This is a genomic window from Bacteroides sp. D1 (assembly GCF_000157095.2).
Taxonomy (GTDB): domain Bacteria; phylum Bacteroidota; class Bacteroidia; order Bacteroidales; family Bacteroidaceae; genus Bacteroides; species Bacteroides xylanisolvens.
The window spans coordinates 190,224-203,385 of record NZ_JH114333.1 but is presented as its reverse complement, the minus strand read 5'-3'; the positions used below and the strand labels follow the sequence as shown (position 1 = coordinate 203,385).

The 13,162-nt window shown below is 40.7% G+C and carries 14 protein-coding genes, 2 tRNA genes and 1 rRNA gene; 14 read left to right on the top strand and 3 right to left on the bottom strand.

What is annotated here, in order from left to right; all coding sequences use genetic code 11:
• Nucleotides 1–99: 99 nt before the first annotated feature.
• From rrf to BSAG_RS0222775, 13 genes are all read left to right on the top strand, one after another.
• A 5S ribosomal RNA gene (gene rrf / locus BSAG_RS16645) occupies nt 100–210 on the top strand.
• Nucleotides 211–538: 328 nt separating this feature from the next.
• On the top strand, nt 539–979 hold the full coding sequence (locus BSAG_RS25485; protein ID WP_008771256.1) for a hypothetical protein: 441 nt from the start codon (nt 539–541) through the stop codon (nt 977–979).
• A gap of 153 nt (nt 980–1,132) precedes the next feature.
• Nucleotides 1,133–1,930, top strand: a complete 798-nt coding sequence (locus BSAG_RS16655) for a MotA/TolQ/ExbB proton channel family protein (protein WP_004306909.1) — start codon at nt 1,133–1,135, stop codon at nt 1,928–1,930.
• A gap of 33 nt (nt 1,931–1,963) precedes the next feature.
• Nucleotides 1,964–2,569, top strand: coding sequence for an ExbD/TolR family protein (locus tag BSAG_RS16660; RefSeq protein ID WP_004316570.1), 606 nt, complete (start codon nt 1,964–1,966; stop codon nt 2,567–2,569).
• A gap of 15 nt (nt 2,570–2,584) precedes the next feature.
• Nucleotides 2,585–3,238 carry an ExbD/TolR family protein gene (locus BSAG_RS16665; RefSeq protein ID WP_004316569.1) on the top strand — a complete coding sequence of 218 codons (654 nt, stop codon included), beginning with the start codon at nt 2,585–2,587 and terminating at the stop codon, nt 3,236–3,238.
• Between the two features lie 26 nt (nt 3,239–3,264).
• Nucleotides 3,265–4,080, top strand: coding sequence for an energy transducer TonB (locus tag BSAG_RS16670; protein WP_004316568.1), 816 nt, complete (start codon nt 3,265–3,267; stop codon nt 4,078–4,080).
• Between the two features lie 3 nt (nt 4,081–4,083).
• The gene (locus BSAG_RS16675) at nt 4,084–5,028 is read left to right on the top strand and encodes a PstS family phosphate ABC transporter substrate-binding protein (RefSeq protein WP_008771257.1); all 945 of its coding nucleotides are present in this window, start codon (nt 4,084–4,086) and stop codon (nt 5,026–5,028) included.
• Nucleotides 5,029–5,049: 21 nt separating this feature from the next.
• The gene (locus BSAG_RS16680; RefSeq protein WP_008771258.1) at nt 5,050–6,516 is read left to right on the top strand and encodes a tetratricopeptide repeat protein; all 1,467 of its coding nucleotides are present in this window, start codon (nt 5,050–5,052) and stop codon (nt 6,514–6,516) included.
• Between the two features lie 170 nt (nt 6,517–6,686).
• Entirely contained in the window at nt 6,687–7,532 is an 846-nt protein-coding gene (locus tag BSAG_RS16685) for an ATP-binding cassette domain-containing protein (protein WP_004316565.1), read from the top strand.
• A 6-nt stretch (nt 7,533–7,538) separates the two neighbouring features.
• Complete coding sequence (locus tag BSAG_RS16690) at nt 7,539–8,360, top strand: hypothetical protein (RefSeq protein ID WP_004316564.1); 822 nt, start codon at nt 7,539–7,541, stop codon at nt 8,358–8,360.
• An 11-nt stretch (nt 8,361–8,371) separates the two neighbouring features.
• Nucleotides 8,372–8,740 carry a GntR family transcriptional regulator gene (locus tag BSAG_RS16695; RefSeq protein WP_004316563.1) on the top strand — a complete coding sequence of 123 codons (369 nt, stop codon included), beginning with the start codon at nt 8,372–8,374 and terminating at the stop codon, nt 8,738–8,740.
• Nucleotides 8,741–8,756: 16 nt separating this feature from the next.
• Nucleotides 8,757–8,939 carry a hypothetical protein gene (locus BSAG_RS0222780; RefSeq protein ID WP_004316562.1) on the top strand — a complete coding sequence of 61 codons (183 nt, stop codon included), beginning with the start codon at nt 8,757–8,759 and terminating at the stop codon, nt 8,937–8,939.
• A gap of 30 nt (nt 8,940–8,969) precedes the next feature.
• Nucleotides 8,970–9,560 (top strand): hypothetical protein, encoded by a 591-nt coding sequence (locus BSAG_RS0222775; protein ID WP_008017610.1) that lies wholly within the window; start codon nt 8,970–8,972, stop codon nt 9,558–9,560.
• A gap of 176 nt (nt 9,561–9,736) precedes the next feature.
• Here BSAG_RS0222775 and BSAG_RS16700 read toward each other — a convergent pair whose 3' ends face one another.
• The 3 genes from BSAG_RS16700 to BSAG_RS16710 all read right to left on the bottom strand — a co-directional run bounded on the left by BSAG_RS16700 (nt 9,737) and on the right by BSAG_RS16710 (nt 11,641).
• Complete coding sequence (locus tag BSAG_RS16700; protein ID WP_004316561.1) at nt 9,737–11,374, bottom strand: alpha-galactosidase D; 1,638 nt, start codon at nt 11,372–11,374, stop codon at nt 9,737–9,739.
• Nucleotides 11,375–11,482: 108 nt separating this feature from the next.
• Nucleotides 11,483–11,555, bottom strand: a tRNA-Pro gene (locus BSAG_RS16705).
• 13 nt (nt 11,556–11,568) lie between these two features.
• A tRNA-Phe gene (locus BSAG_RS16710) sits at nt 11,569–11,641 on the bottom strand.
• Between the two features lie 199 nt (nt 11,642–11,840).
• Between BSAG_RS16710 and BSAG_RS16715 the strand changes: the two genes are divergently transcribed.
• The gene (locus BSAG_RS16715; RefSeq protein ID WP_004316560.1) at nt 11,841–13,103 is read left to right on the top strand and encodes a sensor histidine kinase; all 1,263 of its coding nucleotides are present in this window, start codon (nt 11,841–11,843) and stop codon (nt 13,101–13,103) included.
• Nucleotides 13,104–13,162: the final 59 nt, after the last annotated feature.

The following is a 13,162-nucleotide window of genomic DNA, read 5'->3' as shown; positions in this document are numbered from 1 at the left end:
TACGTTTAGCGGATTACTGATACAGAAACTGGAAACAGAGAACAGAAACATACTAGTAATGAACTTGAGATTTTACTTTTCATCATGTCATAACCTTATTCAGGTGGTTATAGCACGAGGGTTCCACCTCTTCCCATTCCGAACAGAGAAGTTAAGCCTCGTCACGCCGATGGTACTGCGTAACAGTGGGAGAGTAGGTAGCCGCCGTTTTTAGAGAAGCCCCTTGATTCAGCAACGAATCAAGGGGCTTTCTGTTTTGGGTACTTTGCAAAATTTCTGTTTTTTGATTTATCAATGGTACTTTGGTATTTATACCGCCCTTTTTAGCAGATACAAACCTCATAATAGTTTGTTCAATAGAGATGCTTTTTTTAACAAATTAAAATGATGTTCCCTAGAACAAAACACTTTAGAACTTGTTCTTATAGTAGAGACAAATTTTTATGCTTAAATGATGTGAACAATGATACTCGTGTACATTTTATTGCTACATTTGTCGCCGAATCTGTAACGAACGATTTAAACAACTAAAAATACAATGAAACTTTCGCCGAAATTCATATTAGCTTTTGTTCTGCTGATGCTATCTTTTAGCATGGGTGGAAATGCTATGAATTTTTCGGCTTATGCTTCAAACTGTGAAGCTTCTTGTCAACTGTCAGAATCGTCTTCTGATGTTAATCGTAATTCTTCTGTAGATAATCAGTCAGTTAGTTATGATAACTCGCAGTCATTAACTATTTCTGATGTAGAATTAGGATTTAAATTAGTAACTGAATCAAATTCTAATAATTATCGCCTGCGTAGAATCATTGAAATCAATGACTCCTTGAAAGACGTTATGCATAAGTTTCTCGTGTTAAGAGAGAATTCTTTAGTATTAGATCAAAGTAAATCTTTTTATTCGGATAAGGATCCACATTACTCCATTATGTGTAGCGATTACTATGTGTTCGCTCTAAGACATATCCTTATTTAGTTTATTTCCCCCTATTATCCGTTTTTTTTCGTACTCTGTATGAACTGTGTGACTTTTTCCTTTTAAAAGTTGCAGGGTCTGTAGCGCAGTGTGCCTAATCGAAATTTTTACTTCCTAAATAACTAAAATTAATTTCTTAACAAAAAACTTATTATGGAAACTACTAAAAAAACTCAAGTTGTAGGTATAAAAAATGCCGGTATCGTAATCATCTGCTGTTTAGTAATAGCTGTATGTATCTTCCAATTCCTGTTAGGTAACCCGTCCAACTTTATGAACAATGACCCGAACAATCACCCGTTGAACATGTTGGGTACTATTTACAAAGGTGGTATCATCGTGCCTATTATCCAGACATTGTTGTTAACCGTACTTGCTTTGAGCATCGAACGTTATTTCGCTCTTCGTTCTGCTTTCGGTAAAGGTTCATTGTCTAAATTTGTAGCTAACATCAAAGACGCTTTAGCTGCCGGTGACATGAAGAAAGCACAGGAAATCTGTGACAAACAACGTGGATCTGTTGCTAACGTAGTAACTTCTACTTTGCGTAAGTATGAAGAAATGGAAAAGAACACATCTCTTCCTAAAGAACAGAAGCTGTTGGCTATCCAGAAAGAACTTGAAGAAGCTACTGCTTTGGAAATGCCGATGATGCAACAAAATCTTCCGATCATCGCTACCATCACCACTCTGGGTACATTGATGGGATTGCTCGGTACTGTAATCGGTATGATCCGTTCATTTGCTGCTTTGTCTGCTGGTGGTGGTGCTGACTCTATGGCTTTGTCACAAGGTATCTCTGAAGCTTTGATTAACACTGCTTTCGGTATCTTGACTGGTGCATTGGCTGTTATCTCTTACAACTATTACACTAACAAAATTGATAAATTGACTTACGGACTCGACGAAGTCGGATTCTCTATCGTGCAAACTTTTGCAGCTACTCACTAATTCTGCGAACCCTTATAAAATCTATTATTAATCATGGGTAGAGCGCAAATTAAAAAGAAAAGTACGTTCATAGATATGACCGCTATGAGTGACGTTACTGTATTGCTTCTGACTTTCTTTATGTTGACATCAACATTTGTGAAGAAGGAACCAGTGCAAGTTACCACTCCGGCTTCTGTATCGGAAATCAAGATTCCGGAGACTAATGTACTCCAGATTCTGGTTGATCCGGAAGGAAAAATATTTATGAGCCTCGACAAGCAGCAGGATATGCAGGCTGTCTTGGAGAGCATGGGTGAAGAGTATGGCATTAAGTTTACTCCGGAACAAGAGAAGAGATTTATGTTGTCTTCTACTTTTGGAGTGCCTATCAGAAGTATGCAGAAATATCTTGATCTCCCCGAAGATCAACGGGATAAGATCCTTAAGAATGAAGGTATTCCATGCGATAGTGTTGATAATCAGTTTAAATCGTGGGTACGTAATGCACGTACTGCTAACGCTGATCTACGTATTGCCATCAAGGCAGACGCTACGACTCCATACTCAGTGATAAAGAACGTTATGAACTCACTTCAGGATTTGCGGGAAAATCGGTACAATCTGATTACTTCTCTCAAAGCAGAATCTGAAAATTAAAAAGGAGGAAATACAATGAGTGCTGAAGTACAAGAGAGCGGCGGAAAAAGAGGAAAGAGCAAGCAAAAAAAGATAACTGTCCGGGTGGACTTTACACCGATGGTGGACATGAACATGTTGCTGATTACTTTCTTTATGCTTTGTACCACACTGAGCAAACCTCAGACGATGGAAATAAGCATGCCGAGTAATGACAAAGATATTACTGAAAACCAGAAGAGTATGGTGAAGGCTTCACAGGCAATTACACTATTGCTGGGGCCTGATAATAAACTCTATTATTATGAGGGAGAACCTAATTATAAGGACTATACCTCGTTGAAAGAAACTAGCTACGGTGCAAATGGACTGCGTGCCGTACTTCTTCAGAAAAATGCTGTTGCTGTCAATAAAGTAAGAGAATTGAAACAACAGAAATTGGATCTTAAGATAACGGATGACGAATTTAAGAAGCAGGTTTCCGAGATAAAGAGCGGAAAGGATACCCCGACCGTAATTATTAAAGCTACGGATGACGCTTCTTATATGAATCTGATTGACGCGCTGGACGAAATGCAGATATGTAATATTGGTAAATATGTGATAACAGACATTGCGGAAGCTGATGAATTCTTAATCAAGAATTTCGATGCGAAAGGTGGATTGTCACAGAACTTAGCCGATAATTGATGTAACACCCAAAAAAGAAAAGTAAAATGGCAAAATTAGATTTAGCTTCTTCGGAATGGTGTCAACTGATTTTTGAAGGCAAGAACCAGGCATACGGAGCATATAGAATGCGTGCCAATTCAACAAAACGACACAATGTCGCCATGTTGATTGTGGTAATCATAGCGGCAGTCGGATTTAGCATCCCTACACTGCTTAAGTTGGCAACTCCGGAGCAGAAAGAAGTGATGACAGAGGTGACTACCTTGTCGAAATTGGCAGAACCGGAAATCAAACAGGAAGAGATGAAACGGGTTGAGCCGGTGGCGCCTCCTCCCCCTGCACTGAAGAGTTCTATCAAGTTTACTGCTCCTGTCATCAAGAAAGATGAAGAGGTGCATGAAGATGATGAGATCAAGAGCCAGGAGGATTTGAATGCTACTAAAGTATCCATCTCTATTGCCGACGTAAAAGGTAACGACGAGGCGAATGGTAAAGATATTGCTGATCTTAAGCAGGTAGTGACACAGGCTGCACCGGAACCGGAAAAGGTTTTCGATATGGTAGAACAGATGCCGACTTTCCCTGGTGGTCAACAGGAATTGATGGCTTACTTGGGTAAGAACATCAAATATCCGACTATTGCACAGGAGAATGGAACACAAGGTCGCGTTATTATACAGTTCGTTGTTGAACGTGATGGTTCTATCACTGATGTGCGTGTGGCTCGTGGCGTAGACCCTTATCTGGATAAGGAAGCTGTGCGTGTGGTAAAAAGTATGCCGAAATGGCTCCCTGGTAAACAGAATGGAAAAGCGGTACGTGTGAAATTCACCGTTCCGGTAATGTTTAGATTACAATAAAAGATGATGAAGAGACAATTTAGGCTGATAGGACTCGTAGCGTTGGTGGTGTTGAGTGCTTGTAACTCAAAATCGAAAGGGCCGACGGATACTTATTCTTCCGGTGTGGTATCTATTGCAGCGGATGAGAGTTTCGAACCTATCATACAAGAAGAGATAGAGGTGTTTGAAAACCTTTACCCTTTGGCCGGGATTGTTCCTCGCTACACAACTGAAGTGGAAGCGATTAATTTACTTCTGAAAGACAGTGTCCGGTTGGCTATTACAACCCGGACACTGACTAAGGAAGAAATGAATTCATTCCACAGCCGTAAATTTTTCCCTCGCGAGATAAAATTGGCTACGGATGGTCTGGCATTGATCGTGAATCGTGCTAATCCGGATTCTTTGTTGAGTGTACGTGATTTCCGTCGCATCCTCACCGGTGAGGTGAAAAACTGGAAAGAGGTAAATCCGGATTCCCGGTTGAAAGGAATTCAGGTGGTGTTTGATAATAAGAACTCCAGTACCGTACGTTTTGCAATAGACTCAATCTGTGGTGGAAAACCGTTGGCAGAAGGTAATGTCAGTGCCTTGAAAACCAACCAGCAAGTGATAGATTATGTAGCGAAGAATCCTGATGCCATGGGAGTTATTGGAGTAAACTGGCTGGGGAACCGCAGTGATACGACCAATCTTTCTTTTCGTGAAGAGATCAGAGTGATGGCAGTCAGTGCTGAAGATGTGGCAACTCCTGCGAACAGCTATAAGCCTTATCAGGCCTATCTGTTCTATGGTAATTATCCGCTGGCACGATCCATCTATGCATTACTGAACGATCCTCGCAGTGGGCTGCCCTGGGGATTTGCTTCTTTTATGATATCCGACAAGGGGCAGCGGATTATATTAAAATCCGGACTTGTTCCGGCTACACAGCCGGTGCGTATTGTCCACGTGAAAGACGAATAATAACTAAAATTAGAGACTATCATGAAACGAGTACAAATGTTTTTAGCTGGAGCGTTTATAGCAGTAGGGTCGCTCTGTGCGCAATCAACCGATGCCGAATGGCAGGCGGAAGTTGCCAAATTGAAAGGAACTATTCAGACGAATCCTGCACAGGCTGCTGAAGAAGCCGAGCATCTGATTAAAGGAAAGAATAAAAAGAATGTGGAACTTTTGGTAGCTATCGGAAATGCGTATCTGGATGCTGACAAACTTCCCGAAGCGCAAGAATATGCAACTCTTGCCAGAAAAGCGAATGGTAAATCAGCTCTTGCTTCTGTATTGGAAGGAAATATTGCCATGAAGCAGAAAAATGCGGGTCTCGCTTCTCAGAAATATGAAGAAGCGATTTATTTCGATCCGAAATGTACGGAAGCTTATCTGAAATATGCAGATGTTTATAAATCAGCCAATGCAAGTCTTGCTATTGAAAAGCTGAACCAATTGAAAGCCCTGGAACCGTCCAACACAGCCGTAGACAAAAAACTAGCCGAGATTTATTATTTAAAAAATGATTTTAGTAAAGCGGCAGAAGCTTATGCGAATTTTGCAATGGGGCCTACTGCTACGGAAGAAGATTTGGTGAAGTATGCGTTTGCTTTATTTTTGAACCATGATTTTGAGAAATCGCTCGAAGTGGCTAATATGGGATTGCAAAAGAATGCCCATCATGCTGCGTTCAACCGTTTGGCAATGTATAACTATACTGACTTGAAGCGTTTTGATGAAGCGATAAAGGCAGCGGACATCTTCTTCAATGAATGTGAAAAAGCCGATTATTCTTATTTGGATTATATGTATTATGGACACTTGCTGGAAAGTCTGAAAAAATATGATGATGCAGTAATACAATATGAGAAAGCGGTAAAGATGGATCCGACAAAGACGGATTTATATAAAAATATCTCTTCTGCTTACGAACAGAAGAATGATTATAAAAAAGCAATCAGTGCTTACCAGAAATATTATTCATCCCTTGATAAAGAAAAACAGACTCCGGACTTACAGTTTCAGGTTGGTAGACTTTATTACGGTGCTGGTACGCAACCTGATTCATTGACAATCACTGTTGAAGAACGCAAGCAGGCGTTGATGTCCGCCGATTCTGTTTTCCATGCAATTGCAGAAGCAGCACCGGATAGCTACTTGGGTAACTTCTGGAGAGCTCGTGCCAATTCAGCACTGGACCCTGAAACCACTCAAGGACTTGCGAAACCTTTCTATGAGGAAGTGGCTGCTTTATTGGAAAGCAAAAATGATCCTCATTACAATTCAGCTTTGGTTGAATGTTACAGTTATCTTGGATATTACTATTTGTTAGCGATCGAGAATCCGGCATTGAAGGCCGAAGCAAAGGCTAATAAAGATAAATCCATAGAATACTGGAATAAAATTCTGGCTATAGACCCCGCTAATGCTACTGCTAAAAGGGCATTGGACGGCATCAAATAGTGAATAATTTTAGTTGTTTGTCGTGACAGGAGGAGTGGAGAGTGATCTTAGCTCCTCCTTTTTTGCACTTTTTTCTCCTTTTCTATTGGAATATTCAAAAGATTGCCTACATTTGTGGTGTACCATTACACTAATACACTAAGAAACATTGTTCATTAAACAGAAATGCTATGATTACAGTAGAAAATCTTTCATTTACTTATCGTAAATCGAAGCGTGCGGTATTACATGATTTTTCGCTTTCGTTCGAGTCCGGCAGGGTATATGGACTGTTGGGAAAGAATGGCGCGGGAAAGTCTACTCTTCTCTATCTGATGTCCGGGTTATTGACTCCTAAAAACGGCAAAGTGGTGTTTCACGATACAGATGTGCGCCGACGGTTACCGGTTACTTTGCAGGATATGTTTTTAGTTCCCGAAGAGTTTGAATTACCTTCAGTCTCTCTGGTTAGCTATGTGGAGTTGAACAGTCCTTTTTATCCCCGTTTCAGCAAGGAGGAGATGATTAAATATCTCCATTATTTTGAAATGGATATAGATATTGATCTCGGATCACTTTCTATGGGACAGAAAAAGAAAGTATTCATGAGCTTTGCGCTTGCTACAAACACTTCTCTTTTGTTGATGGACGAGCCGACCAACGGACTGGATATTCCCGGTAAAAGTCAGTTCCGTAAGTTTATAGCATCGGGCATGTCGGATGATAAGACGATTGTAATTTCTACGCATCAGGTTCGTGACATTGATAAGGTGCTCGACCATGTATTGATTATGGATGACAGCCGTGTGTTGCTGGATGAATCTACAAGTAATATTTGCGACAAACTCTTCTTTGTGGAGAGTGACAATCGGGAACTGGCGAAAAATGCTCTTTTCGCAATCCCTACTATCCAGGGGAATTACCTGATACTTCCTAACGAAGAACAGGAAGAATCGGAATTAAATCTGGAACTTCTTTTTAATGCTACGTTGGCTGCTCCTGAAGAGATAGCCCGATTGTTTCACACTCAAAAATAAAAGACGATGATGAAAGATACTTTTTTCAGTTTGCCTCGTTTTATGAATCTTTGCCGTAAGGAGATGGTAGAGAGTTGGAGATCGAATGTGCTTCGTATGGTGTTGATGTATGGAGTGATGGCGGTGGTATTGGTTTGGAACGGATATTTTGAGTATAGAGGTACTTATAGTCATGAAAGAGATCCGATGTGGATATTTCTTCTGATTGCTTTTATTTGGGGACTGTGGGGCTTCGGCTGTTTGAGTGCTTCGTTTACAATGGAAAAGATGAAATCGAAAACAAGTCGTACTTCCATGTTGATGGTTCCGGCAACTCCTTTCGAGAAATTCTTCTCTCGATGGTTTGTGTTCACAGTAGTGTATTTGGTTGTTTTCCTGATTTCTTATAAGTTGGCGGATTATACACGGTTGATTATCTATTCTTTGGCCTATCCGGAAAAAGACTTCATTGCCCCTGTTGCCCTGTCGCATTTGGCTGGAGATAAAAAATATTATACTTTGTGCAACACTGGGTTGCAATTTGGAGCACTGATGTCAGGCTATTTCTTTGTTCAATCTTTATTTGTACTGGGTAGTTCTATTTGGCCAAAGAACTCTTTCCTGAAAACATTTGCAGCAGGAACAGTGATAGTTATGGTGTATTTTTTAGTCGGCATTTTGATGAGTAAGATTCTGTTGGAAAACGGTCAATATTATCCGGGAGGCATATTCGAGTCCAAAGATACTATTTGGTGGATCATAATTGTTGCCGGCATCTTTTTTGCGTTGGTGAATTGGACGCTGGCTTATTTCCGCTTTAAAGAGTCCGAAATTATTAATCGAATGTAATACCTTAACCTATGAATTTTAAAGAAAGTAAAGCTATTTATTTACAGATTGCAGATAGAATCTGTGATGAGATATTGCTGGGGCAATATCCGGAAGAGGAGCGAATCCCTTCTGTCAGAGAGTATGCTGCTATTGTGGAGGTGAATGCTAATACGGTGATGCGTTCCTTTGATTATCTTCAGATGCAGAATATTATTTATAATAAACGTGGCATTGGGTATTTTGTAACTACGGGAGCGAAAGAGCTGATTCATTCTCTCCGTAAGGATACCTTTCTAAAGGAAGAACTGGACTATTTCTTTCGTCAGTTGTATACGCTTGATATACCGATAAAAGAGATAGAGACAATGTATCATGAGTTTATAAAAAAGCAGAAATAGAATAAAGACGAATATTATGAAACGTACTACTTATATATTTATAGGCCTCCTCGTTTCGGGATTGATTGTAGTTGTGGCAACTATTATTTTCGTATCTACGTCGGGGAAGCCGTATTGGGAAAATGGAGCCTTTTTGGGTGATGAACAAGTGACAATGGACTTGAATGGCGTGCATGTTGTGAAAGTATTTGTCAGCTAGGATGGAGTGTTTAAAGAGAGGCGTGTGTTTGTGAGCGGAGAAATGCAAATAGAATCTCCTTCCGCTTTGTCAGGTAAAGAACAAATTTCGTATCCTAAGGGGAAATATTTGAATGTAATCCAAAAGGATGACACTTTGTTCATGAAGCTGGATTTTAGTGCGAATAATATTCCTGATAAATTTCAACACCAAGATTATATTTACTCAACTGGTTTTGACGTAAAATTGGCTGTGGACTCGCTGGCTAGCGCAATTACTGATACGGAAGGTTTGAAATTAAACTTGAAGGGTATTGAAACGGATTCATTGGTTGTCCGTGGGCGCTATAGTGTATCACTTGATTCTTGCCAACTTCGTTCGCTTGATATTCAGGGGAATGTGAGGGAATTTCATGCAAAAGACAGTAAAATAGAAAACTTCTATCTGAATTTAGATGGTGTGTGGAGATGGACATTTGCGAATACGGAAGTGGGAACGGAATATTTGACTGGTAGCAGTCATCATTCTAACGATTTGCAAAAAGGAGAATGCAAACGGGTTGTCTGGACTCCTCTGACAGAAGATGCATGCTTGCAGATGAATATAGAAGAAAAGGCGGAGATTACAATAACACCGGAATGAATGAAGCGAAATAGGTATGAAGATATAAAATATTGCACGAATTACTAGACAGTATCTAAATTGGAAAAGGAGCAATAATGGCTTTTAAAGTGTCTCCTAAAAGTAAGATGAAAAACTTTTAGGGACATCTTTATTCCGTTGTTGCTCCTTTTAATATTGAGGGTTATATCGTCAAATTACAATGTTTTTGTCAGAGTGAAGCAATCGATATCCGGTGCCCAGTTGTAACTATTACCCATGCGAATGGTGTTATATCCTGCTTTTAGTTCAACGGGAACTGTGATTTCGTTATGGTTATTATCCTCTCCCAAAGAATCTATTTTGGTAATAATGCCGTTGACATCCAGTTCTATTTGGCGTCCTTTACCGTATGAGTAATGGATAGTCATGTTGTAGCGTCCGCCATCTTCGCTATACACTTCCTTCCATTCGGCATAATTCTCCGGTTGTCCACCCAGGAAACCTACTTTCATTTTGCCGGAAGCTTCTTTGTCATTGGCATAAAGAATACCTTTAGGATTTTTACCTAGGTCGTTGAAAAGAGGCAAGTAAGCCCATTCTGCTTCGTACAGAGTCGGTTCCAGACGGGTTTCGCCTTCCATACGGAGGAACATGGCACTGTGTGCCGGAAGCGTTTGTTCGAATGTGCCGGAGAAGCTGCCTAAATCGTTATGTTTTACGAGATCACGTACTTTTACATTTCCTCCAAATTCCAATGAAGAGAACGGGACGGAGAAACGGCATACGGTATCGGAAGGATTGTAGAGAGCCACAGCACGTACGTTTCCACGTTTCTGCTCAATATCTTTCACAAGTACATAACCTTCATTTTCATGTTGCGCTACGTATGCCTGCAAACCTAGCGGGTCTTGGTTGAGGGCAATCAATTCTTTGTTTTTCAGCAGCTCGAGAGAAGACTCCGGTATGTTTTCCAGGTTACATCCGATAAGCAAAGGAGAGCTCATGATACACCATAAACCGAAATGAGCTTCTTCTTCTGTCGGGGTAAGACCTTGTCCGCCCACTTTGCTGTCGTTACGGAATCCGATAACCATCATGTCCATGTCATTGTAATGTCCGTTGCCGGCATAGGCAGACAGGTAAAGATTCTTGCCGACTACATATCTTAATGAGCCCCAGTGTGCGTTAATATCACCGCTGATACGCCAGGAGGTTGCTGCGTCTTTGGCCCAAGTACCCGGGAAGGCCCATCGGCAGATATTGATGGAAGCATCTTTGTTCACTTTGTCTATACTGTTCCGGATTGAAGTGTAGCGTTCCTTTTCATTAAGTCCCAGCGCATCTCCTCCGCAATAGTCAATTTTGATAAAGTCGAAACCCCAGTCTCCAAAGTATAATTGGGCGTCTTGTGGTTCATGCCCGTAGATACCTGCTCCTATACCTGCAGTGTCATTGTCCCACATGGAACCGCATGTACTATTACCCGCATCGGTATAAAGGCCGGCTTTCATTCCCAGGCTGTGAATATGATCCGCCACCGGTTTCATGCCGTTCGGGAAGCGTTTTTCATTTGCAAGCATTATTCCGTTGTCGTCACGTTTTCCGAAATAGCCATCATCAACATTGACATAATGATATCCGACATCTTTCAGGCCTTTTTCCACCATTAGGTCAGCCTGGTGTTTGATAATGTCTTCACTGATGTCTACACGAAACGCATTCCATGAACTCCATCCCATGATAGGAGGATTGACTGCCTTTTCATTTTCCGAAAGAGTGGTTTGAGTCTTTGTACAACTGATGCACATAAAAGAAGCTACTGCTACTGTAAAGAGATAAATCCTGTTTTTCATGATATAATAGGTTGGTATTTTCTTGCATAGCCGTCCCGATTTCGTCCCGGCGACTAAATAAAATTAAAGGGTAACTTACTGTAATCCAGAAAGCTACCCTTTATTTTGTCGGAATGAGGCGACTCGAACGCCCGACCCCTACGTCCCGAACGTAGTGCGCTACCAACTGCGCTACATTCCGATTGCTTAAGAAGTGGTGCCACCAGGAATCGAACCGGGGACACAAGGATTTTCAGTCCTTTGCTCTACCAACTGAGCTATGGCACCTTTCTCGTTTGCGGGTGCAAAGATAAGTATATTTTTTAATACCGCAATAACTTCGCGGGAAAATTTCGCCAAATTCTGACCGATGAAAATATTAATGTATTTGTGTTAGAATAAATATGTAGATAACTCACTATTTATGCAGCATATTTTATAAATTTACGCACTGAAACTATCAAAACATTATAAACACTCTAATCCTATGTCATCACTGGCAATTATTATTATAGTAGTTCTATCAGCTACCCTCATTTATGTGTGGGCAAAGTGCCAGTCACTTCAAAAAGAGGTACATTCGAAAGAAAATAAAGAGAATGAACTTAAGAAGTTGGCTTTGGTTTTGCAGAACATCAATGCCTACTTCTTATTGATTGACAAGGATTTTGTAGTCTGTGACACCAATTATTATTCTTTGAACCGTCTGCCTGTTCAGGTAGGTGGAGTTACAAAAAGAGTGGGGGATTTGTTGCATTGTAGAAACGCGATTGCAGCTGGTGAATGTGGTCAGCACGAACAGTGTAGACTATGTTGTATTCGTGCGTCTATCGGTAGGGCTTTTTATAAGAAAGCAAGTTTTAAGAATCTGGAAGCCTCGATGAAGTTGTTGAGTGAGGATGAAATGACAGTGACTCCTTGCGATGTATCAGTATCGGGTACTTATTTGAATATTCATGGCAAAGATTATATGGTGTTGACTGTTTATGATGTGACAGAACTGAAAAATGCGCAAAGGTTACTGGCCATTGAAAAAGAACATTCCATCTCTGCCGAGAAATTGAAATCTGCCTTCATTGCTAATATGAGTCACGAAGTTCGTACGCCGCTCAATGCTATTGTCGGGTTTTCCGGTTTGATGGTATCGGCTTCCGGCGAAGAGGAAAGAAAAATGTATGCTGATATTATCGCAGAGAATAATGAACGATTGTTGCGCCTGGTGAATGATATTTTCGATCTTTCTCAAATAGAATCCGGGACGGTAGATTTTGTATATAAGGAGTTTGATGCCAATGATTTGTTGAGAGAATTGGATGGAATATTTAAGGCGAAATTGAATAACTCGCCGGTGGAATTGATTTGTGAGGCGCATGTACAACCTATTATGATGTATTCGGAACGAGAACGCATCATTCAGGTATTGTCTAACCTCTTACATAATGCGATGAAATTTACTGCGTCGGGTGAAATCCGTTTCGGGTGCCGTTTGGAAGGAATGGAAGAAGTTTACTTTTTTGTGTCCGACACAGGCATTGGTATACCGGAAGAAGACCAGAAAAAGATATTCTCACGTTTCATAAAACTCGACCGTGAAATGCAGGGAACGGGACTTGGGCTGACTCTTTCGCAAACGATTATCCAAAATCTGGGTGGAAACCTCGAACTCGATTCGAAGGTCAACCGGGGATCTACTTTCAGCTTTGTGTTGCCGAGGGTGATTAAGCCGGAATTGATTAAGCCACAGCCATAAAGTAAATCGCCCTTACTACAGTTGTAAAGTGTATCTCAAAAGTGTTAAATCTGACTTTT